Raw genomic sequence first — 26,668 nt, 5'->3', positions numbered from 1 at the left:
TGTTTTAAAAAAAGCAAAACATACTTGGGATAAAATTTTCACTTTACCCCTTTAGGACATTATATCGTTGGAGAAGATTTGAAAAGCCATGTTTTTTTTGATTCAATAAAACATTGATTTTAATTATGTTCTATGATGATCCTACTTCTGGTAATTTATTTATGGAATAGACCATAAGTATTCTTAACAACGATTGTTGTTCTTCTCCTCTCAATTGTTTTTTTGATTCTCCTACACAAATAAACCTAATGTCACAGTTTCTACTTTTTGTTTTCAACTAGTCTTACTTTTTCTGTTCAAGCGCGCTAAAATAATTTTTACCTAAAAAGCGATTATTACGCCACCAGCCTTGACGAGAAACAAATCCTTGTGCTGAAACAAGTGTTCCATAGCCTTGTTTTTGCCCATTGTTCCAATCACCTATGTAAAAGGAACCATCACTCCATTCGTATAGCCCTACTCCATTACGTTTGTTATAACGCCATTGCCCGAGATAACGCGAACCATTTTCTTTTGTAAGAACACCATAACCGTGGCGTTGGTGTGAGACCCACTCACCAAGATAACGGCTGCCATCTTTGTAATTTCGAGCGTATACGCTACTCTTTTTGTCACTAACAAGCTTGTGTAATCTAGATAAATAATAAGAAAAGCCGTAGATATTTCCTGTTTTTATACAGTTTTGAATTGCTGTAGAAAAAAAGATCCCTTGGGTTTTTTGAGATGAATCTTGTAAAGCGCGATCGATTTTTTTTGCTAATCCCTTGTGTCCTTCGCTAATGCGCGAAAAATATTCTTGAAAAATTTTGACACGTTCTTCTAGTAATTGCTCACTTGCAAGTAAATAAGCTAAGCGTTGTACTTTGGTGCTAAATCTATTATCTTCGCCGCCGTATTCATCGTACTCATCGTTATTCTCATCATATTCGCCGTGCTCATCATAATATTCTTCTAAATCATCTTGTTCATAGTCGTTACTTGAAAGATCTTCACCATCGTACTCATTTCTGTTGTTGTCCCCGTAATTTTCGTCTTCATAGCGATCGTCATAAGTGTCGTTTTCATAATCATTTTCGTAGGTATTGTCATATCCACCGCCATCTTGTTCATAGTGATCGTCATTGTCATTAAACCTATTACGATTTTGTCGGTAGCGATAACTTTTACGTGTAGAATGGTTACGAACGCCTAGAAAACGCGTGTACTCTTTGCCACTAATTCGGTAAGTTCTCCCCCATTTAAAGTGTTGGCGCTCTTTGTAGCCTATAGAACCTACAAAATACCAATTCATTTTAGCCAAACGGCGCATATCGCGTAATTCACCTAAAAATACTTTGTGTAGAGTATTTTGGCGTTTGTTTCTGCCAGTATTGTTTACCAAACGCCGGTATACGTCGCCATAGGCATAATAGAGAAGATCGCCACCACCTGCTATTTGTGTTTCTACTTTTGTTATCTGGATTTTTAAAATTTCTATTTTAACATTTGCATATGCTAAAGATGATAATGCACATATAAGAAATAATTTCACGATGAATTGCATGACAACCTCATTAAAAACGAGAAAAAAAAGAAAAAATTCGTTCGTCTGCCCAAAAACGATCATCATCACCTTCTATTTTTCCATTACCAATAAAAGCAACATGTCCTCCGCTACACGAACTAAGTAGTTCTATATTCTCATTTTTTTGTTGGTGTAGAGAAGAGTAACTAGTGTGGGGAATAATTGGATCATCTTTGGAATAAATTATCAATGTAGGTGCTGTTATATTTTGAATAACAGAGCCGCAGCTACTTTGAGTATAATAGTCTTTCGCATTTTTGAAACCATAGATCTGACAGATAATTCTTTCATCAAACTCCATCAATGAACTAGGTAAACCATTAAGATCAGGAAATGTTTGTGGATGTATACGTTTTTTCCGTTTATAATTCTTTACAATATAACTCAAAAATTTGTTGTGATACATTTTTTTTTGCATAAGCCAATCGAGAGTTTCTTCTAAATCTATAGGAGCAGAAACAGAAGCGATAGCCGTGATATAATTAGGTAATTTTTGTTGTAATTCTCCGGCCATTTTTAACACTAAATTTCCGCCAAGAGAATAACCAACAACAAACATTCGCCTGCCAACTTTTACCTGTTTGGCTACTTGAAGAACATCATTCCATAGACCAGCGTGGTAAGGTAGAGCACAACTGCGTATACTACCACCGCAACTACGTAGATTCATACGATGAATGTTAAAGCCACGTTGTAAGCCTTTTTTAGCCATACGTAGCATATATTTAGAAACAGAAGACCCTTCAAAGCCATGAACTAACAATATATCATCGCATTCAAGTGGCTGTTGTTGTTGGATCTGGCTATGAGTGACCAATGTATTTTGCGCATCAACGATTGTTTTAAACGTTTTTTTTGTATGTTTGGGAAAAAAACGTGTTGTTGGCCACCAAACAGCAGCAACTGTTTGCGCATTTCCACTTTTAAAAAGTGGGTGTGGTTGAAAAGTAGATGTATTCATATTAGATATTTTTAATAGACAAAGTTCTTTTTATATTAAATAATAATGTTATAAGGAATGTTCTAAAAAAATATACTACATTTTGCCCAGAAGTTTTGTTTATCAGTGAGAGACTTGAACGAGATGACCTAGTCCTGCAAACAACAATACTGATGAACATAAAACGGTAAATTGTTTTTGGAACGTTTCCTAGTAAACGATTAGAAATATTTTACCAAGTTATTTTACTACACTTTTAATGCTATTAGCACACAATAGAGTGTGCTTCCTAATTGTGAGTTGCAATAGAGAAATAGTCAAGCCTATTGTTTATTATTTTCGAGGTTTTGTATGTTACACGATTTTCATTCTTTTGTTCCTTCTCCAAGAAGTAACAATATGATATATAAAAATAAAGTCTACCGCATTGCTGAAGACTGGATGAAAACAATTGTTGTTTTCGGAGCTTTTTACATTACTTTTATTAATCTAATTGCTGAGCCTTACCGTATTCCCACAGGTTCAATGGAACCAACGTTTTATGGTATAAAAAATGAAAGCGGGCGCAAAACAAACCCTAATAGCATTTTTAATTTATTTAAAGGTGACCACATTCTTGCTTGGAAAGGGATTTCTAAATTTGACCGTTTCCGGCGCGGAGACATAGTGGCGTTTATTTCTATTGAAAACCCAGATATTTTTGTTATTAAAAGATTAGTTGGTTTGCCTGGGGAAAAAATAAGAGTAAAATTTCCGTATGTTTACATCAATGGTAAAAAGCTACAAGAACCAGATATTTTTAAAAAAATAAAATACAGTCATAGCCGAAAAGACTACAATCGCGATAAAGAAGGGCAAATCATTTTTAACAATCGTGGACTTCCTACTATCGTTAAGAAACCTTACCGCTGGGCGTGTGAACAGGAACTCACCATTCCGGAGGATTGCTATTTTGTGATGGGTGACAACACCGAAAATAGTAAAGATAGTCGATATTGGGGTTGGTTGCCTAAAAGCCATATTCTTGGAAAAGCTAGCTCTATATGGTTTCCTTTTGCGCGTTCGACTTCCGTTGAAGTAAATGAATTGTTTGGAGATTAAAGTATCATTGACAAAACAATACGCTGCGGAATAGAAAAAGAACTGTGGGTTGTAGGTAAACATTTAAAAACATATAAAGCATATAATCTCAAAGAAGATAAATCTTTTTGCGAAAAGTTGCAGAAATGCGGAGGTGATTTAGAGTATCAGGCAAATTTATTTGAATTGCGTACAAGGGAAGGCAAAGAAGAATATTCTATTGAGGACGCAGCTAGAAATTTGCAAAAAAATACTCTAAATTTGCTTGATAGTATCCCTAAGTGTTATGTCCATAGCTGCGGAACTTATCAAGGGCAGGATGATCCAGATCTTGATATTTTTCAAAACGAAGAACAGATGGGAAAAAATGCCTTCTGGAACGAATTTAACATTGTTTTTCCAGCAGACGCTCTTATGCGTTATACCGCAGCTGACCACATAAATATAAGCACTAGCAATAAAGAATTGCATACAAAATTATACAATTGTTTAGTTGGACTTGCGCCGGTTTTTATATATGCTTTTTCACTTTCGCCTTGTATACACGGACGTTTGGTGAAAGTGTGGAACCGTAGACAACAATTAATTCATTCTTTGGGGATCCAGTCCAATGTTTGCTTGGCAGGTACTTTTCCTCTACACAGTCTAACACAGTACAGTAAGTCATTAGAAAAAGTTATTAGTGAAGCGCAAAAACAACTCACAGAAAAAAATAATTTCTTCTTTACACAAAATAATTTAACACCTCAGGAAATAGTAAGTGAATATCGTGGTTCTACATGGGGATTCTACAAACTGTTTACCAATCAAGTTGTGCGTTTCAATCAACAGCGTGGTTATCCTGAATACTTAGAAATAAGGTGTATTGACGCCCAAGAGTGTGTAAAGTCAACGATGGCGATCACTTATTTAATACGAAAAATAATTTTACAATTAGATGACTTATGGCCGCTTCTAACTCATAATGAAGATGAGCTGCGTTATAATGTTCATCAAGCTACCTTGTATGGCAATAGTGCGGACATCCTAATCCGCGAAAAAAAAATCGATTTGCCTACTTATGCGCAAAAAATACTTGATATGCTTCTACAAAAAGACACTTGCGAGTATGAAGCTCTGTTGCGTCAACGTTTTCAGTTTCCGCCAGCAGCAATTATGCGCGAGCAAATGCAAAAAAATGTTGATATTGTACAGTTATTATCACGTTGTTTACGGGAAAATAAAACGCTAAAGGAAATAGTATGAGACTCTTTATTGCAATACTAATGTTAGGCTGCTTACAAGCACATGTTGTTACTCCTGAGGTTTTTGCCGAAATGCAAAAGCGATTGAAAAAGAATGCTCAAGATGTAGAAGCGATTATTGTTTGTTCTCACTACTACGAAAATAAAAATGAATACGCAGAATCTATTTCACATATAAAAAAAGCTATTGCTATCATGGGACAACAACCGAGCACTTTACCTAATTTGTACATACGAATGGCGCAAATGTATGTAAATACAGAACAATACTCAGAAGCAATAAAAACATTTAATAAGCTATTGACAGAGGAATTTTGTCAGAACTACGGTCATGTTCCGCCAATCCAACATGCTATTTTGTGGCGCGGTAAGGTGTATGCGGCGCTAGGAAAAAACATAAAGGCATGGAAAGATGTTCAATTTGTTTTGGAACGCGAAAAAGAGATGCCTGCATACTTTGTCGAAGCAGCAAAGATAGCTGAAAAACTAAATAAAAAAATAGAGGCATTTGATCTTTACGCTGAAGCTGCCACAAAGTTTCCAACACCAGAAAGTGAACCATCAGTAGTGAAAGCTATCCGCTTGATTATTGCATCGCAGCCGCAAAAAGCGTTAAATTTATTACAAAAGCTAGAAAATATATTACAAAACCCAAAAGAAGAAATACATCACCCATACCCATCATTTTACATTGCAATGATTGCCCAAAACTATCTAAAAGATAAAGAATTAAAAGACCAGAAGCTTGCTCGTGTCGCTAAGATTATCGAAAAAAACACTGATAAATCCACTCAGTTTTTTTGGAAAGCGCGTATCGCTCTATTTCAGAAAAAATATCCGCAAGCACTAGAATATATTAATAAATCTATCGCTGCGGATAAGCGTCCAGCGGCAGTTTATCAGCTGCGGGCTTCTATCTATGAGGCGCAAAAAAATGATGTTGCAGTAAAAGAAAATCTCCAAAAATACACAGAAACAAAAAATAAATACAGCTACCAATGGTTATTTTTTTACGAAATTAAGTAAAATAGTCTAACATTGGGTTTAAAATTGTAGCCGTTTTATAACGGCTACAATTTTACTGTTTATTAGTTGATCTCTTACAAGAAATAGAGGATTATTCTTTAATCTTGGGATTTTCCAATTTATTTAAAGCAAAATTTGCATAGTACTTTATGTCTTTGTCATCGCGAGTTAAAGCTTCCTTTAGATACACGATTGCTTTTTTCGCTTCGCTAAGAACAAACCAGTTAGGTATTGCCTCCAAACTCATCTTTGCTGCTGCTCTAACTTCTTCGTTTTGATCAACAAGTGCCATTAATAAATGATAGACTGCCGGCTCAGCACTTTCTTTCAGCTTTCCTAATATATCTATAGCTTTTAACTTAGAATCTGACTTTCCCAAGTTCTCTATTAATTGGGTAACGAGTTTCTTGGTGGCTTCTCGTTTTTGCCAGCTACTATCGATAATATCTAAGGTATCTTTGGTTTTATTTCGAACTTTTACACTATCGTTTAATAAAGATTTGATTAAAAGAGAAATGTTATGTTCTGCGTCTTGTGATTGTCGCCAATTTGAATCAATTTTTTCTAATGCTTGAATTGCAAGCGAACGGTAGATAACTGTTGGTTCATTACAAGTAAATTCAATCAATTTTGGTAAAGCTATTCGCGCTTTTGGACCAAGCTTTGCAAGGCCTTGGATTATATTGTACTGACTTTGTCTATCTGAGAAACCTTTGACCAAGGTGGGAACGCACTTTTCAGATTCGATAGCAACTAGGGTTTTCATTGCCATTCTGCGCACCTCCTTGTTCGGATCAGCGGCTTGCTTTATAATTGCATCAATTACGACCACTGATTTTGGACCAATTACGAGTAATAAATACAGTATATGACATCGGTAGCTCCAATCATCACTTTTAAGACTTTCGGCGATATAGGGGATTGCTGGTTCTACAAATGGTGATTTGTTCCAGTTGGGATTGATTTTAGCTAGTTTCTCTAGAATCGTTATTTGTTTTGGATAACCAGCATGAGAGCGTAACCGTTTTGCGTAGCCAAGAATAAGAATTTTTTGAGTGAATTCATAGCTCGCCCATTTAGGATCAATATCATTTAATAACTGCTTTATAAACTCAATATTTACATCTTTATAATCATATGTTTTAAAACTATACTCCTGATATTTTGGCTTAGACTCTCTTTTTGTAAAGAAAGCCTTTGTTAACATTACAATTGTTGCCTTGCTTTTAAATTTGGTTAAAAACTGTTTAGCATTAGAGTGTATTTTGTTATCGACATTCCATAAAGCTTCAATAATGGAGGGAATAGCTGTCTCTGCCTCAGGAGAAGAAATCCAATTAGGGTCTATTTGAGGTAGAACTTCCTCCACATAAGCTTTCATGCTTCCAGAGTAAAAGACTAGTCCTTGCGTAAATTTGGGAATTAGTTCTCGGAACATACTCCAATCAATTTTTTTCTTTTTTAAAGTATTGATCACTGATGACGAATAATATGGATTCAGATATCGAAGAATATAATCAATAATCTCCTTGTCATCAAAATTACTTAATAGTTTTATTAATTGTCTTGGATCATCACCGGTTATCTGGATAGATCTATCAATCAGGTAAGGAATAGCTTCCCTTATTTCTGGCTGAATAATAGACAACACTTTTAAAGTCTCCTTACGCGACCACTCATTTTTAATAAAACTTTTACCTAAAGCAATAACTACAGGCTTGACATTTGGATATTTTCTCCAATTGGGATCTATTTCATCAAAAGATTTTTTTGCAAAAGATAGAAAAGTACTTTCCACAGGTAGTTGTGGAATGATGTCCAAAATGATTTTTCTCGCACTCGGGTGCTTTTTCCAATCACCGTTTACCTTATTTAAAGCCGCTAGTACGATGGAGTGTATGTCCTTACTTGCTAAACCTTGTATTAGATCAGAAATGCAAGCTTTTGTTTCTTCTAATTGATACCAATTTGGATCAATAGCATTGAGCATTTTAAACGCTGTGCGATGTTCCCACTCCTCATGAGAAAATCTTTTAAGTTTTTTATTTGAAAATTTTTTGATTAAAAAAGGGATAAGTTTTTTCGTTTGCGGAAATTTTGGCCAGTTGTTTATATGCGATAACAAATGTTTGGTATATTTATATTCTTTTTCTTCGAAGATTTTTTTGGGAAGATCTGGAAAAAATTTTCTCAACTCAGGTGATGTTCGCCAACTAGGATCAATTTTTGATAAACCATTTCCTAAACTATTTATTATTGCATAATCTTTACTAGTCATAAGTAGCTTTATCATATGAGGAATAACCTGTTTAGAATGTTTTTCCCAACCTTTTAATACTTCTAACAAGGCATTTTGCCCTTCAGGTGTGTATTTTTGAGGCAAAGCATCAACAAGAACAGGTATTGCTTTAGAATGATTGATTGCGATTAAAAGCACAGTGGCATCTTCTCGTAGATCATCCTTGTCCAAGGCATCTACTAATTCTGGAATCATCTCTTGGGCTTTTGGTGACTCAAACCAATTTACATCTATTTGTTTTAATGCTTTTTGTACTGCAGCACGAATAGAAGAATCTTTACTGAGTCCAAGTGAAAGTAATTGAGGAATCACAGATTTTGCCTTTACTCCTATTTCTCCTAATGATTTAACCGCTTGGGTAACAATGTGTGGATCTTCATGCGTTAAATCTTTTATGTACTCTTCTTGAGATTTTGAGCATGCAACTAAAAATAAAGTACAAAACAAAAACAAATACGTTGTTTTCAAATTTTTCTCCTTGTGGGATAATTTAGAGTCTGTTATCAATTAAAACATTATACTAAAAACTCGCGACCATGACTAATAGCGTTAAGGTTTTTAGATAAAAAGATAGTTTAGCTACAAACAAGATATTATTTTCTACGCATTACAAAAAAACCAAGCAATGAACTACCGTTTTGTACGCAAGAAAGAAAATTGGTATTTGTTTGTAACCACAAAATACAAAAAAGTCGACATAATCACCAACAAAAATCTCGGAGCTATCGGTGTTGACTTAAATCATTCTCATATAGCCGTTGCTGAAACAAACAGGCATGGTAACTTGGTCCATCATCAAAAAATACATACTCTCATTCAAGATCGCACTTGTCATCAAGTGACTGCAACTCTTGCTGAAGCTTGCAAACAAATTATTTCACGTGCTGTGAAAGAACAAAAACCTGTTGCTATTGAAAAACTAGATTTCTCAAAAAAGAAAAGTAACTTGATCTCGTCGTCAAATACAGAATATAAAAGAATGATCTCTTCCTTTGCCTATAGTAAATTTGCTGCACTCATCAAAAGTCAAGCTATGAAAAACGGTGTCGAAATTATCGAAGTAAATCCAGCCTTCACCAGTGTTATTGGTCGTTATAAATTTGCACATTTTTTTGGAATCAGTACACATCTTTCCGCAAGCCTTGTTATTGCTCGCCGCGCACAAAATTTTTCGGAACGCTTTCCCACCAGAACCGCCCGATGTTTACCTGTGGATAGACATTGTCACGTCTGGAAACCCTGGAAAGCTTTTCTCAAACTCGCCGTCTCTGACAGAGAACGACAAGTTGAACTTCTTTTTTGCTCTCGGCATCTTCCTTTTTAAACGAATTTGTCCTCTTACTTGTCCTCTAGAGTGCAACTCTCTAGCGGTAATCGATCGCAGCACTGTTTGGTGATCGTCTTAGATCTTTTTAGATTTTTGCGTTTTAATAGGAACGGTACATCCGCACCCGTTAACTTCTTAACATGGAAAATCCGTTGCATAGAAATTGTACTTGGTGGATTTGGAAAAAACGCGGCAAAATCACTAATCGTCAACAATTATCAGGCACCGTGTTTATTTGATACTTGATATTGCTTTACAAATATGGTGTTATTTAAACTAGGGGCAAAGGCGCCCTAGTTAAATGTTTTTATCCAACGATTAAAAATTAAGAGGAATTTATCTATGTTTTTAAATAGAAATTTAATGATTTTATTACTTTCTATCTTTGTGGTTTTTTGCATTCCTACCTTTGGTGATACAGTTTCTGAACGTTGGGAGTCTGCTCAGGAAAACTATAAAAAAGAATCAGGAGAAGATAAACCTAAATCCGCTTTTTGGAAAGAAAGAAAAAAAGTAACAAAACTTTTAAAACTAATGAAAAAAAAGTGGAAGAAATATCTTAAGAAGAGTAGTGATAATAACTACAATTTGTTAATGGATAGCGTAAAAAAATTCACGAAAAAATTAAAAAAATTCGAAAACCTATTAAAAGCAGCTAGCAAAAAAGCTAAACGAAATGATGACAAAACAAAAGAGAGAGCTATTCGTAGGTTTATATCGGAAACACAAAAAATGAAGGTTCTTTTAAAAAAGGTTGTAAAACAAATTAGAGAAGATTTCACAGAGATACATAGACTCTTCTCGGAAATGAAAATATATCTAATTGACCTAAAGGAATATATTAGGGGGACAGATGAAGATCTTTTCGGACAGATCAATGGGGCGTATTCAGATTTATCTAGCATATTACAAAGAGCTAGGTCTCTCGAAGGAACAGGTGAAGAGCTTGATGGCACTTACAAAAGAAGGTTAGAGGATCTTTCTGATATTTTTGATGAGTTCCAAAATGATGTACAAGCAATTAAAAGGGCTAAAAAGGATAATGAAGAATTCGAAGAGAGATTAGAAGAGCTTGTAGAGGAATTGAAAGATACTATAGACATAAATGCAACCAAAGCATTTTTCGAAGATTTTGATGATTATTTAGATGATATGATAGACTAATTTCGTTTTCTGCAACGGGGTGGGTAAATTCAAGCGCTCCATGGTTGGGATTGTTGCGGACGAATTATGTAGGATAAGTGACCCGTCCCTTCTAAAAAAAGCTGGATAACGAATCACTCTCCTCCAAACCGGACGTGCCACGTTAGCAGCATCCAGCTTTCAATAAGTTATTATCAGGACTTTTATGAATTAGTTATTCAGTTTTGAGTCTGCACTTTTCACAATTATGGTAACCTTCAAAAGGTTAATGGTGTACGCTACGATTTAGGAAAAGGCATTGCAAAACCTTAGCTGGTAACAACTAAAAGGTGTGTCCTAATCTATTAGTGATTTTTTTTGGCTTTAAGAGTTTTATTATCACTCATTTGTGCAGCAACCCTATAAGCGTAGTCCATAACGCTTTCAGCATAACCTGGATCAAAAAAACTTTCAATATACTCAGGACCGGAAGGTGGCCACATTGCACTATAAGAGTGCATTAAATAACTATACCAACCATTTGCAAGAGATGTTACAATTCCTATATCGTAGTGTTGTTCTAATTTTTTGCGTAAATCGATAGTCAATTTTGATGAAATTTCGAAAGGGAAATTGGCGAGAGCTATTTTGTGTAAGCTATTGTCAATTGTGCTTATTTCTAAATTTGACCTCTCTGGCATGTATCCCCAATCTACCCAAATACGTCCGACAATTTCTAGCGGTACCAAAAAATCGGGAATAGCATTAACATTGACATTTCCCAACAGAAACTGTGGAGAATAATGTTGTAAACGTACAGAAGAAGAAAGTTGTATCTCTTTTCGCGCTTCTTTTACCTTATTGGCAATAAGCTCTCCCATAATCTCTATTTTGGCCATGCGTTGAGGCACACGCCCTTCGATATGCTTCCAAAGATCTCTTGGAGGTCTTGTGGTGACATCTCCAAGCCCTCCTTGAAAAAACAAAGCCACATAAGAAGAAGGTTGTTCTTTTTCTAAAATACGTGCAAATGCTCCTGGAAAGTCCGATGAATATTTCCAAAGTTCTGGAGGCATAAGTATAGGATGCCCTGCAAACCACACCATATCTGCCATAATTTCGTTGTTCTTGTCTTTAATATGCATTAACGTTAATCTTGTGTCGACAGGGTCTTTCTTGCGGCGTCTATTTTTCGTGGTGTTTTCAAGTTTACTATAAGTAATGCCAATTTGCGCTGGTTTTAATTTATTTTTGGCTTCTAATATACTTTGAGAAATCTTCTCGGCGAGATATTGTAGATTTTCTTCATCAAAAGAGCCCATCGCAATAGAAGGTAAATTGCAACACCAATAACCACCAATAGCTGAATGAGGATGAGTTGCACATAAATTTACAACGGTGTCTTGCCCTACTTTTTTACGCACGCGTGCTGTTAATTCATCTGTTAATATAAGTAAATCAACCGATACATAAGCCATATATTTTTTATTTGGCATAATCTCCAATTTATTATGAAGAACAACTGCACGACTGTAAAGATGATGAAACAGTTCACGCTCTTTATCGTAATATGTTCCTGACGCTATGCGATTCCCCGGTGCATAGCCAGCCATAGATGTATTTTTATAGGGAGTAAGTGCAACGCGACTCGTTCCACAATACAATTCAGCATAATCCTGAGAAAGAGTCATTCTTTCGACAACAGGCTGCTGTTTATATCCTCCAGAACATCCAAATAAAAAAACTCCAAGTACAAAGATTTTCATCCTACTACGCATTCTTTGTCTCCTAACTAAAAAAAAAGATTGCCCGTTGTTTTTTTTTTATATAATATGTGTAGCTTTGGAATATTTAGTATTGTCTTACAATAAATCATACTGCGTATTTCAATATAAGCCTTAAATGACTTATTATACACTAGGGCCTGTTATCAATTAAAACATTATGTTGAAAAATTCGCGATTGTAATCTTACTGTAATCGTAACCGAACAACGACGATTTTTTTCAAGAAATACCTAAAATATTTGGTCGCAGTTATGGTAGGGTGATGATTACGATAGTTATTAATATCTAATTGATGACAGGCTCTAGGTAAATCCATAAAGATATTGTAAAATTGAAATTGCGTTAACAATGAATTTCTCTAGAGAGGCGTAACATGGCTACGTACAACGACCGCGAAAGATTTATCCCGTATCAAAAATTTGAATTAGTTAATATGATAACTAAAGATATTTCACCAGAAAGTCAAAAGGATTTTAAAAGATTTTGTCGTATACTAGAAAGTGTGTATCATTTCAAATTCCATGAAAAATTGGAAAGGATGAAACAATGCTATTATCCTTTTAATCCTGACATTGATACTCAAAAATCTCGTCGTTATAAAGCGGAAGAACTAGAAAAATCAGAAGATGAGCTTGAGAAGCTTTTTAGTGAAGTACTCAACGATGCAAACTATAAGAAAATAGAAGAAGATGAGTTACAAGAAGCCCTCATAAAAGAATCGTTGTTTAAAATAAGTCTTTTTGTCGACTTCGATCAATTTGACAAATGCTTGCTGTTTTGCCGCGGTGACGTAACGAACAAGGTAGTAATTCGCCGTTGGAATATGAAGAAAAAAACTATAGAAGTACCTACTTATAAACGCATAGCAATGCTTATAAAATTTTGCGAAAAAGAAGATATAAAAGTAGAAGATAAAAACGACATTCTTTTTAAACCAGGCACAATGATCGTTAAATTATTTCGTAACATACCTAAAGCGGATATGGAAATGCTATTTCCAAACACAAAAGTACGCATGCGCTTAAAAGATAAACTTCTCATCGGTGTTCCTGCCGTTCTAGGTGGACTGGGGATTCTTTTAACCAAAGGTGGAACAATTCTTTATGCACTTCCGCTTTTAATTAGTATTTTTTATATATTAGCCACAAGCGGTGACTTTTCTACAATTACTTCGGCACAGATAGCAGCACTTATCGCTGCTGGTACTGCATTATTAGGTATAGGAGCTTATGCTTGGCGCCAATGGGTAAAATATCGTTCGCGCAAAATTGAATTTATGAAAACGTTATCTGAAAATTTATATTTCAAAAATTTAGATAATAATGCTGGTGTATTCCACCATTTAGTAGACTCTGCTGAAGAAGAAGAGTGCAAAGAAGTAATGCTAAGCTATTATTTTTTACTACAAAATCCACAAGGTATTACCGAAATAGAGCTAGATGACCGTATAGAAAGTTGGTTTCAAGAAAAACACAAAATTCACATAGATTTTGAAATAGATGATGCACTTAAAAAACTAGAAGAACTAGGATTGTGCACTAAAGAAGGAGAAGGAGAGAATACAGTTTACAAGGCAATTTCGATAACTGAGGGTTGTAAAAAACTAGATTATCTTTGGGATAATTACTTCCAATACAATGAATAATTAGGTGGCAAAATGGTCGATTACAAGCAAATACTAAAAACAGCAATCGAAGCTCAATACTTATCTCCACAACAAGCAAATGAAATTTTTGCAACGGTTCAAAAGTTGCAACAACAAAATTTGGAAGTGCCTTTTGAGGAAATGCTTTCAAAATATATGATGACGGAACAGTGGATGGATTTAAAAAAGCGTATCAATTCTTCTGTCCAAAAAACGCAACATCATGCTCACGACCAGCCACCTAAAAAACAAATGGCGAAAAGTGCTTTTGAGCTAGAAGAGTTAAAAATTTCGCAAGATCAAGTCGACAGATACAAAATTATAAAAACCCTAGGCCAAGGTGCGATGGGAAGCGTTTACTTGGCAAATGACACTAAGCACGATCGTCAAGTAGCTTTAAAAACAATGTTACCCAATCTTGCAAACAACGAAATTGCTGTAAAGCGTTTTTTTCAAGAAGCACAAGCAATGCAACTTCTACATAACCCAAATATAATCAAAATATATGAATTTGGACAAAGCGGCGAAAATCTTTATCTTTCGATGCAGTATGTAGAAGGCGCACCGCTTTCAGACCTAATACCTCAAAAAATGTCGATGCTGAAAATCGCTGAAATAGTAGCAAAAACAGCAAGAGCATTAGATTACGCTCACAGTAAAAAAATTATCCACCGCGATATAAAACCCAGCAATATAATGATGGAGAAAGACAATCCCATACTAATGGACTTTGGGTTAGCAAAAGAAGTTCAAGGTAACGCCAAATTGACAAAAACAGGTGCAATGCTAGGAACTCCCTCTTACATGGCCCCAGAACAAGTAAAAGCCCAAAGGAAAGAAATAGATAACCAAACCGACATTTGGGCACTAGGCGTTACGATGTACGAAATGCTAACAACACGTCTTCCTTTTCCTGGGAACCAACACTTTGCCGTTATGCGTAAAATTGTCAATGAAGAACCGACGCCACCGACAGCTCTAAACCCTCTAGTGTCGAAAGATTTAGAAAAAATCTGTTCAAAAGCAATGGCCAAAAATAAAAGCCACCGCTATACTTCGGCGATGGATATGGCCGAAGACCTAGAGTGCTTTCTAAGCGGGCAAGAAATTCCAATTCGCAAGAGAACTGTTCGCTCAAAGAAGTCCTTTTTTAATCACTTTTATTTGGCTGCTGCGGTTATCGTTTTGTTGGGAATATTTTCGATACAAAACATTCAAAAAATAAAAGCAAAAGAAAAAAAAATAAAGGTAAAAGAAGAAAAAATAAAAACGTTAGAAAATAGTCTTTACTCATATCAAAACGAATTTAAAGAAGTTATAGCAGAAATTAATTCCGCCAAAAAAATTTCCTCAGGAGAAATGGTAAAAAAAATACTACTACTCCAAAATAAAAACTCTGGATGGTACAAAAGAGATAATTTTGTAGAAGTTTATGGTGTTATGCTAAAAATGCTAAATGTTACTTTAAAATCACCTTTTTCTGACTCAGAAAACAAATATTTACATCATCATGGTTTTTTGATAAACAAGACCATTGAGCTATTACAAAAGATTTTCGATAGCCGAGGAGAGTTTAATAGTGAACAGCTACGTGATTTTTATTTTTTGTATAAAAAAATAGGAATCGAGCATTCTTTACATCCTTTTTGTGAAAAAGCATTTTTGGCAAAAGCATGTTCTCTAAAAATAGATAACGATGAAGTAAAAAAGGACCAGTACATAATACAACTTTATATTGATAATCAAAAAAGACGAGAACTAGTACAAATTAAGAATCAGAATTTATTAACCGCTTATTTTAGTTATGTAAATCCTGGAAATATATATCAAGTACGGAATAAAAAGGTATTTTTAGAGAAAAATATTCAATTTTTGAAATCAATTATTCAAAAAAATCCTAATGCTTCTTCTAAATACTATTTTTTGGTTGCAAAGGCTTATCAAGAGTTACGTAGAGAAGATTCGAATTCTCAAAATCAAAAAAAATATCTTCTTCAATGGAAGTTATTTTTAGAAAAAGCGCTAACTATTAACAATAGTAATTCGATATATTTAGAGTCTTGGTTTGAATGGTATAGAAAACTAGCCTCTTTTATTGCAAGGCAACCCCAACTATCTGCAGAGCTACTCGATCAAATATACTCTTCTAATACTTCAGATAAGTTTAAAATTGAACGCGAATACGCTAAAAGCTGGAGATTAAGTTTTTCTGGAGATTCAAAACATAAAATTAAGAATCTTTCTTTGATGGCAATTGAAATTAACCAAAAACAAATGTTTCTCTTCGATTATTTTGACTCTATACTACCAAAAATCTTAAGAAGTGAATATATAATCAAAGATAGAGATATTAATTTAAAGCTGGACAATTTAAAACAAGCTAAAAATTATGAAAATCGACGAAAAATCAAAAGAATTTTTAATATAAATCTTATCAAATATTAATTGGTGAATTATGAATAAATACTTATGGCTAATATTGTTTTGTTTTTCTATTGGCTTAATTGTTCCATTTTCATTTACTAAAACGAGATACCTTTCACAAGAACACGGTTTAATTGAAAATATTACGGTTGTATTATATTTCATAACAATTCTAGTAACTTTGATTTATTTCTATTTTTATAGAAAACTATTCCTACTGCAAGTCGTCGCTGTTTCTATGATGCTTGTGGCTAGAGAACTTGATTGCCATAAATCATTAGTATCGGGAAATGTTTTAAAAATAAAATTTTATTTTGCGTCAAATGAACAAATACAAGTAAAGTTAATGGCGGCAATAATTGTAATTTTTTGTGGTTTTTATTTTTTATATTTGTGTTTGACCTATGTCCCTATATTAATAACTAAAACCCAAGAAAAATTTATGGGAGCAATCTTTTCTGTTTTATTGATAATTAGTTTTTCATATTTGCTAGAGACGGTGAAGTCAATACTGCGTAAATCATTGGTTATTGATATGACAATGGACGAAAGAAGTATTTTTCGATACGCAGAAGAGTGTTTGGAGATGGCGATTCCTATTTTTATTTGCTGTGCTGTGTTTTTATATTTCAATAATAAAACTGCTATTATGACAGAAAAATAGGATTTAAAATTTGAATACTACTTTTTAGAAAGTGTCGTGAACTTTATGGCTTATTCGCATTTGAGCCAGACCTTTAAAACTAAAAATGTAGATCTAAACCATAAAGGAAATCTTGCCAATGAAGTCTTCTCCATATCAGTTAAAAATTGATGAAATAATAAAAAAGTTTTTTATCAATAACGCAATAGACATTTCAATACTAAAACCAAAGAAATTCCGTTGATTGCGGCAAATGTATCTAAAGCAACTAACAGTTTTGGTAAAGGCCAACTAGTTTATATCTATGGAGGTTATTGGGGAATGGCTGAGAGATTAAAAGTTATTGGACGATATAGAGGAAAACATCGTTTTATTAAAGGTGTTTGCTCGATAGTCAACCTAGTAAACCATCGACCAAAAATTGTTTGCAATCCTGAAATTATTCGCAAATGCCAAGGTGAAAAAATTACACGCAGCAGCATTCTCAATTTTAGATACAGTTAAGGTCTATTATTGAGTAATTATTGACAGATTTTGAGCGAGCAAATTTTCACCACTTTGATTTTATTACACGGGGACCTGTCATTATTCAAAATGCTTTTTCGAGCCCGAACCCGGGCTCGATACTACTCGCATCCACAAACAAATGTTTGGCTATTGCTCCTCGCGTAGAAAAACCCACTTTTCTTTATCTGACATTTCTGGAGAAAAATAGTAACCTTCGCTGTCAAATTCTTTCAATTGTTCTACGTTTTTTACACGATTTTTTACTGCATAGTGAACCATTAAACCGCGTGCTTTTTTGGCATAGAAACTAATCATTTTGTATTTACCATTTTTCATGTCTTTGAATACAGGAGTAATGATTTTGCTACCCAGTTCTTTTGTAGATACAGCTTGAAAATATTCATTAGAGGCTAAGTTAACAAGTATATTCTCTTTTGCTGAATTCAGTTCTTCTTGCAGTGTTTGGGTGATTTTTTTTTGCCAAAAATCATACAAGTTTTTTTTGCGGCCTATTTTTAGTTCGCGCCCCATTTCTAACCTATAAGGCCTAATGAGATCAAGAGGACGAAGTATTCCGTAAAGACCTGATAATATGCGCAAGTGTTTTTGGGCAAAGTTGCTATCATGGCCAGTAAACTTTTCAGCGTTTAATCCTGCGTAAACATCACCTTTAAAAGCATACATCGCTTGTTTTGCATTTTCTGATGTAAAGGGCAATTGCCACTCTTGGTATCTTTGGCGATTAAGTTCCGCTAGTTTAGGGCTGATGTTCATAAACTTAGCGATTTTTTTTTCCGATAGTTTTTGTAATTTATTGACTATTGTTTGTGCATCATCTAAAAAATCAGGGAGAGAATGTTTTTTAATTTTCCCAGGTGTTTCAAAATCAAGTGTTTTTGACGGAGATATTACGAACAGCATCACTCTTCCTTTACACGTCCTTGTTGATAGCTGAAATTAACATAAAAACAAAGAAAAATAAGTAACTCATGATCACTACATCGAACACATATTTCGTTTTTGTAAAAAAATCAGGGCCTTTGTTAAATTCGACAACAGCAAGATTTATATGATTTGATGGCCAAAAATAGATAATAACTGTTGAAATTACAAAAAGCATAAATACAATAAGTGAAAGATTAATAGTTTTTGCTGCTGCGTTAGGTTTGTCTTTTGAAGTTCCCAGAAAACCCGTTTTATACCCAACAATCATTGATATAAGTAGGACATATAAAACCCATTCAATTTTTACCTTGTAATGCTCTGCGTGAATAATAAGATCCCAGAGATAAGGTATGGAACTAATTAAACTTTGATCTATATAAGTCTTTACATTCGGATGCTGTTTGTAAAAGTATGCAATAGTAAGTAAAGCAAGAAGGCATAAAGCACACACCAAAGCCACTATTTTTAATGCTTTTCCCATTAGAAAAACCTTTCTTCTTGAGGAATTTTTATGAAACATTTGTTAGCTAAATTGAAAATACCACAAACTTTACTTATCACCTACTTAATTGTGTATTTTACTTGTGGTATTATCATGCATAATATCGGTGATTATTTTCAAATTGCGCGTTTTGCGCACTGGTCACAAGTGATCTCTTGTTATCTTTGTTACATGGTACCTATTTCTATTTTATTACGCAAAAAATCGATAGTAGATCAATATGCTTATGGAGTTGTGGCTATTGCTCTTTTAGAAGTTTCTGGTTACGCACTAGGCACATCATATGCGTTTCCCGATAATTTTATTGATATATGTTTTGGCGTGAGAAATTTTACATTAAGTATGACAATATTTTTTGGCACGTATTTTCCTCTTGGTAACTGGGCTGTTGGAAAAATAGAAAAAAAATTATTTAGCAAAAATGTGGTTTCAGAAACCTTAGATCACGAATTTGTAGATAAAACTTAATGAGTAACTATCAACTGTGCATTTGAAATTCGCAATATCTTAACTGCGAATTTCAGCTAACTTTTTTTGGATCTTATCATAAATTTCATCTACATTTTGACGCGATTTCCCTAAAACAACACCTGTGAATTTACCGTTTGAAAAGTTATAAACAAAGTAACCTTCACTACTATTTTTTGTCAAAAATAAGTTTTGTAAGTGGTTATGTAATTCTTGAGGCGTTGTTCCTTTTTTAATAACTTCATTACTCAAACGAAAAGCATGGGCGTTTTTCTTTTTGGCAGCAAAATAACCGTAGTGTGGACCTGTGACACGAGGATTAGCTTCAACGATCCAAACTTCATTATCATTGGCAACAATAGCATCAAAACCGATAGGACCAAGATAGCCTCTATCTGCAAAATCTTGTACGATAGGTTGCGCATAGTCTCTAATTTTTCGTAAAATATCGTCACCACAATTACTAGGGAAAACATTGCCGCGATGAATACAAGTTCCTTCTTTACCGTAAAGAGGAGGAGAATCCTCAAATATTTGATCGCTAATAAAAAGTTCTTCGATATTTTGTTGATGAATCCAGTAGTTAATTGATGGTGATGATTTAAACTCAAACCACTCCTGAATAACTCCTCCTCCTGGCAACTCGTGATTTGTCACAAAGTTATCAACTTGTTCTTTTGTTTTAACAATTGTCGATAATAAACCAGAAGCTCCTTGGAATGGCTTGATAACAGCTTCTCCTGTAAAGTTCTTTTGCAAAGATAGCTTTTCCCAACCTTCAAGAAATTCATCTTTATTCTTACAAGTAAATCCTTTGGGGACGTGCCCGTGTTTTTCTCCTAGAGTAATAAGAGTGCTTTTATCTTCTCCCCAAAAAGCTAAACTTTGGCTAGAAAAAACATAATCAATGTCTAAATGTTTTACTAGATCGTGAATAATAGGAGATTTTGCAGTAAAAGGCATGAATCTTTTAAGTGGAAGTTTTTCTAGAGTATGAATAACTTCACGATTATTTGCCAAATTTTCTTGCCATGTTTGAGTAGATGAAAACTTAACCGCATATATGTTTTCTGGATTAGGACCAAGTCCAGCTGTATTTAAAAGTTCAATTTCTTCTATGGGAATTTTAATTTCAGAATAATAATCTAACAATAAAATATCTTCTGTATTACAGAGCGCTGCTGCTCTTTTTCCATAACGCTCAATCCCTTTTATACTATCTAATCCATGAAAACCTTCTATGCGATGATAATACACATCCATTTTTGTTCCTTATTCTTATTTTTAAGATGAGAGAGCCACTTGGTAACAACTAGTGGCAAAAGCTATTCATTTGTAATATGGGCGGTGTCACACCGCCCCTATGCCGCACGTTGTAAAGGATAGATTTATTCTATACAGTAAAACAAAACGTTTGGCTTTTTCGTGGACGCCCACAAGGAACGCTCCTAATACAATTACTTTTTAGCGCTTTTTTTATACTCTTCAAGTATTGAAGTTAGGTGTTTTACGTAATTTTTTGGTCCACCTTTTTTATAACCAGTGCGTGCAACTTCTTTTCCTGTGTGGTCTAAAAGTAAAATAGTAGGATAGCCACGAATAGCATATTTTTTCTTGGCTTTGTTGTTTTTTTCTTTTACCGCTGCAGGTAATTTCTTTTTCGCTGGAAAATCAAGCATAACTAGAACTAAATTGTTCTTGGCGTATTCTTTAAACTCTTTATGTTCAAAAACTTCCTTGTCTAATCTAACGCACCAGTGACACCAATCACTACCAGTAAAATCAACAAGGATAAGTTTGTTTTGTTTTTTGGCTTGTTCTTTACCTTTGTCAAGATCTGTTAACCATAGAGAATGACTTTTTTTACTGTCTTCTGCTTTGTCAGCAAAGCATGGCAAACAAAATGAGATAAGAATAAGTAAGTAGCAAATATTTTTCATGTAAATTCTGGCCTCAAGCCAGCCTCCTTTTATAAAGATTAGTTTGTAAACTACAATAACTTCGTGGTCTTAATATTATGAACTATGCTTTTGTTTTTGCAAAGTCATAGTTTAGCATCTGCAGTAGCTTTTGGTATTCATCGATCAATCTTTGACGTAATGGTGCTGCTTTATTTGAAAATTCTTTTTGGAAAGCAATGTACTGTTGTCGACCCTCTGAGGTTTCAATGAGAATAGGTTTGTAACCTAAATGTTGAATATCATAAGGGCTAGCTCTCATATCCACTTCTCGTATTTCCCAGGCCAGTTCAAAAGTGTCAGCGATAAGTTCGCTATTTATCCACGGATAGAATTTATGAGCCCATTTGTATAAATCCATATTTGTATGTAAACAACCAGGTTGTTCGTATTGATGACGCGTTTGTTTTGTTGGTTTTAGCTCATTAAAATTAATCGCTTCTTTTGTAAAAAAGCGGTAAGCGTCGTAGTGAGAACAGCAAATGCTACTATTTTCAACAAAATGTTGTATTTGAGTCGGAGTCATACGCAGAGAAATATTGTGTCGCGTTTTTTGTTGTTTATAAACCATTGCCCATTCGTGTAAACCTAAACAACCAAGATAAGCGGTACGCTCTTTTGTTCTTTCGAGTAAATCAATAATCCACTTTATCGAATTTTGGCGCTTTATAGAGATTTGATCAGTATCTAAAGTAACACCCTTACCCATTTTTTTGTACATAGGATTTTTTAAAAAACTCTGTGTGGATTCGCCAGTTAAAATAACACCTACGCCTGGACTCCAACATTTTAATTCTGCAAAACGAAAAGAGTAGTACTCAAACAAAAAATCAACGATAGGATTTTTTGTGCTTTGACTGCGATTAGTGAAATATTTTCGGAGTTTGCCATCAATTCTTTTTTTTAAGTTCCGACTTTGACAATGCCAATCTTGTTCTGAAAGTACACGCATTTATGGTTTTTCAGTGTAAGGAATAATTATATTTGATGTAAAATTTTCTCCGCATAGTATCTCAGTAGAAAAATACTTACTTGGACTTTTGTAATTTAAATCGTAGTTATCAATAGCAAGTGCAAATCGATCGCCTTTTTTTAGATCGTATGCCGTTGTTACTAAGTCCCAAGTTACCTTCACTGCTTTTCCAGGTACTTGATCGTGTAAAGTAATAGGAGCATGAGTCATAAGAGTAGCGAAACCAAAACTATCGAGTTTATATAAATGAGCTATCATTTGAACTTGTTTGTCGGAAGGCTTGACCCAGATTTCAACTTTAGGAGTACCACGTAATTGAAATTTTGCTGGTAATGGCTCACTTTGATAGTAGATTGATATAATTGGATTGGTTGTTGGCAAGAAAGTAATAATAGGAATAGGACTATGGGCCTCGAATATAGCTCCAATAATAGGAATCCCTGTCGTAATACCTGACAGAATACCAGAAGAAATTTTATCTTTACCTACTCGACTAGGAACCTTGGATACTAACGTACCATTTTCGAGTATGGTTCTTTGTGAAAAAAAATACTGCTTTGCGCGAATGCTTTTGTGAGGCCATGCACCAAAAGAATCGCGCTCTCCGGTGTTTTTAACCGCTATAGTTACAGGAGGTTGCTCCATAATTCGATTGTCTTGTCCTTTTAACCAGTGATCAAACCACAAATGAGCGTTTTTCCACACATAGTTGTCTATACCAAGAAGTCCTCCAAGTTCAGCAGAAGCATGGATTCCCAAATTTAAATCTAAACGCTTGGGAACAGTTAGTTTTTCATAGAGCTCCACAACTGAATTTGGCTGAAACATTTCATCTTGAAGGTTATTGCTTATGTACACAGGCGCTTTGCGTTTATTTATTTTATCAAGTACATACAAAGGAGACCTTTTTTTTGCCCACGCTAGAGTTTTTGGTATATCTTTTCTTTTCACTAAATTTTGGTAGTGCTCATAAATCATCGGGTCCATATTACCAGTTAAGTAACCTGATCCTAACAAAACAGTAGCCCATACCACATGTGGAGTTTCATTGCCATAGAGAGATTGAATGAGATCTCCCCATACGCTCATAACAGCAGCTGTTTTTATACGATTATCATGCGCTAGGCCTAGTAGTGAAATTCCTGCTCCATAAGAAATACCACTTATTCCGATATTTTTTTCGTCAACAGGAGCATTAGCCAAAACCCAATCAAGACAAGAACTTAGATCCTCAAGGTCTTCAGGCCCTGCAACGGTTACCGTTCCTCCAGATTTTCCCCAACCTCTTGAACTATAACTAAAAACAACATAACCTTTTTCGGCAAATAAAGACGCTTGCACATAATACTGATGTTCATCCATAGCCCAGCTATTAGGGAATATAATAAGTGGAAAAGTGCCTTCACCTTCAGGAGTGAATAGGTTGGCTGATATTTTTGTTCCATCTACGGAAAGGATTGTAATATTTTCTTGGTATTTATAATTGCCAGCAAACACCCACGGTAATATAGCGATGACTATAAATATTTTTTTCATAGATATTCTCCTATTTTCGACACATTTCTTAACTCTCTAAGTTCATAAACTTTTTTGCGGCAGTGAACACTAAAGTAACTTCTTTTTCTTGAGGATCTTGCGCAGCGTATTTTACAAAATCTGTTGCAGCTAAAAATTCTGAAAAATCTCGTTTACGCTGAGCGTCGAAAATATCTAATTTTTTAATGTCGTCAAGAAATTCTTCCGCGGTTTGTCCTGACGCTTTTATTTTATATTTTTTCTCGATATATTGGCGAACAATCATCGTTAGAATAAAATAAAACTCTTGGTACTTCTGATTTTCAACATAATTTTTATCTAAAAGTTCTTTGAGTCTTTCCCACGCTATTTCTTCTGGAGTACGTAAATCTTGTTCAATGCCCTTTAGCACCGGAGAAGACTTGATGCTTTTTATAAAAAAAACAATGAAAATAATTCCTACAACTACACATGCCAAAAATAAATAAAAGTTCGATTTGTGCAAAGGCATTATACTCTGGATATCATAAATGCCTTTTTTTTGACTGTCAAGATCTATTGCTTGTATTTCAATGTCAATCGAATCAACTACCGTTGTATATTTTTTAGTCGGCTGCTCCGCTTTGTTATAAAGTATTTTAATAGGAGGAATCGTTACTTTACCAGAAAGTAAAGCTTCTAAAGTATAAAAGTGTTTATATATGCGTTTTTTGTCTTTTACTTTGGGAGGCTCTGGAAAAAAAGAATAGACATAGAATACACGACCAATGTTATCGGAAAATTCAGGCATTTTAACTTGGTAATTGATGCTTGTTTCTACCTTTAAACTCAACTCAATTCTATCTGCGATCGTTGGTTTTTCAGGAGAAAAATCTATAGTGATTTTTAGTGGTCCTTTTTGAAATTCTTTATGAAAAGAAGTTACTTTTTTTTCAGTAGATATACTTTGATTACACGAACAAATACAAATAGCAAGTAGAAAAAAAGTAAAATAAACTTTCATAGTTATTCCTCCTGTGGTAATTCATAACTAAATTTTAATTGATGATACTTCTTAATTGCAATGCTCTTCTTCATTTATTAAGTAGCTTTACAAATATACACACTTCTTGTTTTATGACCACCAACTTTGTGAAATTATGCAAAAAAATCTGCTGTTTTCAAGAAAAAACAGTACAATGGAATTTTATTTACAATAAAGCTTAATTTTTGTAACATTAGAAATACTGTACTAAATTAAGATATTCTAGTAAGTCGCACTAATACATACTCTAAACTCTATAGCTAACAAAATCCTGTGAGGAAATTTTTATGAAAGTGATTCCGAATTACTTTGGGGAAATAGTTGTTTCAGAAGGATACGTAAGCCAAAAAGTAGTAGTGGAATGCCTTAATACACAAAAATTATATCGCGAGCCAAAGTTAATTGGTGAAGTGATGAAGGAAAAAGGCCTACTCTCTGACGAGCAAATTCAACGTGTATTGAAAATGCAAACTATATACAGGACGAAATTAGACAATGAGTATTTCGCGCATATCGCATTTAAAAGTAGAGTACTAAACTCTAATCAAGTAAAACAATTACGTAAACGACACGAAAACGAAAGTTTACAAGGAAAGCTTTTAAATTTTGCTTCTATTGCAATGATGGATAATTATATTGTTCGCGAAAAAGTAGAAGAAATTATTAAAGATTCTGAATTTCAACACTTTCGCAAGCTAAAATCAACAGGAAAATCTACTGTACGTGGTTATGAACTCGTTGGAATACTCAACAAAGTAAAAAAAGCCTCTATCTACAAAGCAATCCAAGTGGAACTCGATCGCCTAGTTGTGGTAAAGGTTCTTTCTCCTGAATTTGAAAATTACGATAACATTCGTAAGTTTTTTCACGAGGCTAAAATAACCGCACGATTCAATCATCCGAACTTAGTTCGAATCTACGACAAAGGCGTTGATAATAACATGTATTATTATGCAATGGAACTCGTAGATGGACAAAATTTATCGGGGAAATTGGACCGCGAAAAACGTCTCCAAGTAGGAGAAAGCTTACGCATCATAAAGCAAATAGCACGTGCCTTACAACACATGCACTCTTTGGGAAGGGTGCACACAGAAGTGCATCCTCGCAATATCATGATTCGCGATGACGGCGTAAGTAAACTTTTAGACTTAAGTGCTTCGCGTTCAACAAAAAGTGGACCAGCCAAAAGTATTGGCAAGATAACAAAAATGCCGCAATATATGGCTCCTGAACAATTCAGTACTTCTTCACAATTAGATGCGAGCACTGATATTTATTGTCTTGGAGCTTGTTTTTATCGTATGCTAACTGGAAATCCTCCTGCAAGTGGTAAAAGCATAGAAGATATCAAAACAAGTATCATAAACAATGACCCCACTCCAATAACATCCATCGATTTTACCATACCAGAAAAATTAGCAAAAATAGTTCATCGCATGATACGCAAAGATCCCAAAAAGCGCTATCGCGAAATCAAAAATCTAATGTTTGCTCTCAAGCGCATTTTAATATAACATTTCGATATACTCAGTTCGTAATTGTTGAACAATAACTTGTTCTCTATTACGAACAGTCACCACAACTTAGTTAAATGATTTTTGTAACTATTTGACTTGCTTATACACTCTTTAAAATTCCAAGAATCTCTCCAAATCTATCCCATTAATAAATTT

22 protein-coding genes are annotated in these 26,668 nt (G+C 34.4%); 11 read left to right on the top strand and 11 right to left on the bottom strand.

The genetic code is table 11. The annotated features are described in order from the left end of the window. Window positions 1-283 precede the first annotated feature (283 nt). Both UABHE_RS09970 and UABHE_RS09965 read right to left on the bottom strand, forming a co-directional pair. Window positions 284-1,543, bottom strand: coding sequence for a hypothetical protein (locus UABHE_RS09970; protein WP_372370116.1), 1,260 nt, complete (start codon window positions 1,541-1,543; stop codon window positions 284-286). Window positions 1,544-1,553: 10 nt separating this feature from the next. Further along, window positions 1,554-2,525, bottom strand: coding sequence for a YheT family hydrolase (locus UABHE_RS09965; protein WP_372370115.1), 972 nt, complete (start codon window positions 2,523-2,525; stop codon window positions 1,554-1,556). A 378-nt stretch (window positions 2,526-2,903) separates the two neighbouring features. Between UABHE_RS09965 and lepB the strand changes: the two genes are divergently transcribed. The 3 genes from lepB (at window position 2,904) to UABHE_RS09950 (ending at window position 5,854) form a co-directional block, all read left to right on the top strand. Then, entirely contained in the window at window positions 2,904-3,605 is a 702-nt protein-coding gene (gene lepB / locus UABHE_RS09960; RefSeq protein WP_372370114.1) for a signal peptidase I, read from the top strand. 117 nt (window positions 3,606-3,722) lie between these two features. Beyond that, a complete protein-coding gene (locus tag UABHE_RS09955; protein WP_372370111.1) occupies window positions 3,723-4,829 on the top strand; it encodes a hypothetical protein in 1,107 nt (368 codons plus the stop codon). Further along, window positions 4,826-5,854, top strand: coding sequence for a tetratricopeptide repeat protein (locus tag UABHE_RS09950; protein WP_372370110.1), 1,029 nt, complete (start codon window positions 4,826-4,828; stop codon window positions 5,852-5,854). The genes UABHE_RS09955 and UABHE_RS09950 overlap by 4 nt, the downstream gene beginning before the upstream one ends. 91 nt (window positions 5,855-5,945) lie before the next feature. On the opposite strand, the gene UABHE_RS09945 is transcribed toward UABHE_RS09950, so the two are convergent. Beyond that, entirely contained in the window at window positions 5,946-8,621 is a 2,676-nt protein-coding gene (locus UABHE_RS09945) for a HEAT repeat domain-containing protein (protein ID WP_372370109.1), read from the bottom strand. A gap of 157 nt (window positions 8,622-8,778) precedes the next feature. Between UABHE_RS09945 and UABHE_RS09940 the strand changes: the two genes are divergently transcribed. Continuing rightward, a complete protein-coding gene (locus UABHE_RS09940; RefSeq protein WP_372370108.1) occupies window positions 8,779-9,477 on the top strand; it encodes an IS200/IS605 family accessory protein TnpB-related protein in 699 nt (232 codons plus the stop codon). A 345-nt stretch (window positions 9,478-9,822) separates the two neighbouring features. Continuing rightward, window positions 9,823-10,644, top strand: coding sequence for a hypothetical protein (locus tag UABHE_RS09935; protein ID WP_372370107.1), 822 nt, complete (start codon window positions 9,823-9,825; stop codon window positions 10,642-10,644). Between the two features lie 323 nt (window positions 10,645-10,967). On the opposite strand, the gene UABHE_RS09930 is transcribed toward UABHE_RS09935, so the two are convergent. Further along, entirely contained in the window at window positions 10,968-12,380 is a 1,413-nt protein-coding gene (locus tag UABHE_RS09930; RefSeq protein ID WP_372370106.1) for a neutral/alkaline non-lysosomal ceramidase N-terminal domain-containing protein, read from the bottom strand. Between the two features lie 381 nt (window positions 12,381-12,761). Between UABHE_RS09930 and UABHE_RS09925 the strand changes: the two genes are divergently transcribed. The 4 genes from UABHE_RS09925 to UABHE_RS09910 all read left to right on the top strand — a co-directional run bounded on the left by UABHE_RS09925 (window position 12,762) and on the right by UABHE_RS09910 (window position 17,604). Continuing rightward, window positions 12,762-14,033, top strand: a complete 1,272-nt coding sequence (locus UABHE_RS09925) for a TMEM143 family protein (protein ID WP_372370105.1) — start codon at window positions 12,762-12,764, stop codon at window positions 14,031-14,033. 12 nt (window positions 14,034-14,045) lie between these two features. After that, window positions 14,046-16,478, top strand: a complete 2,433-nt coding sequence (locus tag UABHE_RS09920; RefSeq protein ID WP_372370104.1) for a serine/threonine protein kinase — start codon at window positions 14,046-14,048, stop codon at window positions 16,476-16,478. 10 nt (window positions 16,479-16,488) lie between these two features. Continuing rightward, window positions 16,489-17,121: a hypothetical protein gene (locus UABHE_RS09915; RefSeq protein WP_372370102.1), complete on the top strand. Its 633-nt coding sequence runs from the start codon at window positions 16,489-16,491 to the stop codon at window positions 17,119-17,121. A 219-nt stretch (window positions 17,122-17,340) separates the two neighbouring features. After that, complete coding sequence (locus tag UABHE_RS09910) at window positions 17,341-17,604, top strand: hypothetical protein (protein ID WP_372370101.1); 264 nt, start codon at window positions 17,341-17,343, stop codon at window positions 17,602-17,604. 150 nt (window positions 17,605-17,754) lie between these two features. Here UABHE_RS09910 and yaaA read toward each other — a convergent pair whose 3' ends face one another. Both yaaA and UABHE_RS09900 read right to left on the bottom strand, forming a co-directional pair. Continuing rightward, on the bottom strand, window positions 17,755-18,528 hold the full coding sequence (yaaA, locus tag UABHE_RS09905; RefSeq protein WP_372370100.1) for a peroxide stress protein YaaA: 774 nt from the start codon (window positions 18,526-18,528) through the stop codon (window positions 17,755-17,757). Window positions 18,529-18,538: 10 nt separating this feature from the next. After that, window positions 18,539-19,033 (bottom strand): hypothetical protein, encoded by a 495-nt coding sequence (locus tag UABHE_RS09900; RefSeq protein WP_372370099.1) that lies wholly within the window; start codon window positions 19,031-19,033, stop codon window positions 18,539-18,541. A gap of 30 nt (window positions 19,034-19,063) precedes the next feature. On the opposite strand from UABHE_RS09900, the gene UABHE_RS09895 reads away from it, so the two are divergent. Next, window positions 19,064-19,522, top strand: coding sequence for a hypothetical protein (locus UABHE_RS09895; protein WP_372370098.1), 459 nt, complete (start codon window positions 19,064-19,066; stop codon window positions 19,520-19,522). 39 nt (window positions 19,523-19,561) lie between these two features. Here the strand turns inward: UABHE_RS09895 and UABHE_RS09890 are convergent, their stop codons facing one another. The 5 genes from UABHE_RS09890 to UABHE_RS09870 all read right to left on the bottom strand — a co-directional run bounded on the left by UABHE_RS09890 (window position 19,562) and on the right by UABHE_RS09870 (window position 24,971). Next, window positions 19,562-20,785 carry an ATP-grasp domain-containing protein gene (locus UABHE_RS09890; protein WP_372370097.1) on the bottom strand — a complete coding sequence of 408 codons (1,224 nt, stop codon included), beginning with the start codon at window positions 20,783-20,785 and terminating at the stop codon, window positions 19,562-19,564. Between the two features lie 194 nt (window positions 20,786-20,979). Continuing rightward, window positions 20,980-21,462 (bottom strand): thioredoxin family protein, encoded by a 483-nt coding sequence (locus UABHE_RS09885; protein WP_372370096.1) that lies wholly within the window; start codon window positions 21,460-21,462, stop codon window positions 20,980-20,982. 82 nt (window positions 21,463-21,544) lie between these two features. Further along, window positions 21,545-22,432, bottom strand: a complete 888-nt coding sequence (locus tag UABHE_RS09880; RefSeq protein WP_372370095.1) for a 3-methyladenine DNA glycosylase — start codon at window positions 22,430-22,432, stop codon at window positions 21,545-21,547. Further along, on the bottom strand, window positions 22,433-23,989 hold the full coding sequence (locus UABHE_RS09875; protein WP_372370094.1) for a CocE/NonD family hydrolase: 1,557 nt from the start codon (window positions 23,987-23,989) through the stop codon (window positions 22,433-22,435). A gap of 28 nt (window positions 23,990-24,017) precedes the next feature. Further along, a complete protein-coding gene (locus UABHE_RS09870) occupies window positions 24,018-24,971 on the bottom strand; it encodes a hypothetical protein (protein ID WP_372370093.1) in 954 nt (317 codons plus the stop codon). A gap of 308 nt (window positions 24,972-25,279) precedes the next feature. Here UABHE_RS09870 and UABHE_RS09865 point away from each other — a divergent pair, with 308 nt between their 5' ends. Next, window positions 25,280-26,509, top strand: a complete 1,230-nt coding sequence (locus UABHE_RS09865; protein ID WP_372370092.1) for a serine/threonine protein kinase — start codon at window positions 25,280-25,282, stop codon at window positions 26,507-26,509. Window positions 26,510-26,668 lie beyond the last annotated feature (159 nt).

Origin of the sequence: Candidatus Uabimicrobium helgolandensis (genome assembly GCF_041508025.1) — a bacterium.
In the GTDB taxonomy this organism is placed as follows: Bacteria; Planctomycetota; Uabimicrobiia; order Uabimicrobiales; family Uabimicrobiaceae; genus Uabimicrobium; species Uabimicrobium helgolandensis.
The sequence above is the reverse complement of the archived record's forward strand: the minus strand, read 5'-3'. Positions and strand labels throughout refer to the sequence as shown.

Excerpts from the sequence above, each read along its gene's own strand:
- UABHE_RS09940 (WP_372370108.1), top strand. The coding sequence starts at position 8,779 with ATGAACTACCGTTTTGTACGCAAGAAAGAAAATTGGTATTTGTTTGTA.
- UABHE_RS09865 (WP_372370092.1), top strand. The coding sequence starts at position 25,280 with ATGAAAGTGATTCCGAATTACTTTGGGGAAATAGTTGTTTCAGAAGGA.
- UABHE_RS09950 (WP_372370110.1), top strand. The coding sequence starts at position 4,826 with ATGAGACTCTTTATTGCAATACTAATGTTAGGCTGCTTACAAGCACAT.
- UABHE_RS09895 (WP_372370098.1), top strand. The coding sequence starts at position 19,064 with ATGAAACATTTGTTAGCTAAATTGAAAATACCACAAACTTTACTTATC.
- UABHE_RS09885 (WP_372370096.1), bottom strand. The coding sequence starts at position 21,462 with ATGAAAAATATTTGCTACTTACTTATTCTTATCTCATTTTGTTTGCCA.
- UABHE_RS09880 (WP_372370095.1), bottom strand. The coding sequence starts at position 22,432 with ATGCGTGTACTTTCAGAACAAGATTGGCATTGTCAAAGTCGGAACTTA.
- lepB (WP_372370114.1), top strand. The coding sequence starts at position 2,904 with ATGATATATAAAAATAAAGTCTACCGCATTGCTGAAGACTGGATGAAA.
- UABHE_RS09890 (WP_372370097.1), bottom strand. The coding sequence starts at position 20,785 with ATGGATGTGTATTATCATCGCATAGAAGGTTTTCATGGATTAGATAGT.
- UABHE_RS09900 (WP_372370099.1), bottom strand. The coding sequence starts at position 19,033 with ATGGGAAAAGCATTAAAAATAGTGGCTTTGGTGTGTGCTTTATGCCTT.
- UABHE_RS09915 (WP_372370102.1), top strand. The coding sequence starts at position 16,489 with ATGAATAAATACTTATGGCTAATATTGTTTTGTTTTTCTATTGGCTTA.
- UABHE_RS09870 (WP_372370093.1), bottom strand. The coding sequence starts at position 24,971 with ATGAAAGTTTATTTTACTTTTTTTCTACTTGCTATTTGTATTTGTTCG.
- yaaA (WP_372370100.1), bottom strand. The coding sequence starts at position 18,528 with ATGCTGTTCGTAATATCTCCGTCAAAAACACTTGATTTTGAAACACCT.
- UABHE_RS09875 (WP_372370094.1), bottom strand. The coding sequence starts at position 23,989 with ATGAAAAAAATATTTATAGTCATCGCTATATTACCGTGGGTGTTTGCT.
- UABHE_RS09920 (WP_372370104.1), top strand. The coding sequence starts at position 14,046 with ATGGTCGATTACAAGCAAATACTAAAAACAGCAATCGAAGCTCAATAC.
- UABHE_RS09935 (WP_372370107.1), top strand. The coding sequence starts at position 9,823 with ATGTTTTTAAATAGAAATTTAATGATTTTATTACTTTCTATCTTTGTG.
- UABHE_RS09970 (WP_372370116.1), bottom strand. The coding sequence starts at position 1,543 with ATGCAATTCATCGTGAAATTATTTCTTATATGTGCATTATCATCTTTA.
- UABHE_RS09965 (WP_372370115.1), bottom strand. The coding sequence starts at position 2,525 with ATGAATACATCTACTTTTCAACCACACCCACTTTTTAAAAGTGGAAAT.
- UABHE_RS09930 (WP_372370106.1), bottom strand. The coding sequence starts at position 12,380 with ATGCGTAGTAGGATGAAAATCTTTGTACTTGGAGTTTTTTTATTTGGA.
- UABHE_RS09925 (WP_372370105.1), top strand. The coding sequence starts at position 12,762 with ATGGCTACGTACAACGACCGCGAAAGATTTATCCCGTATCAAAAATTT.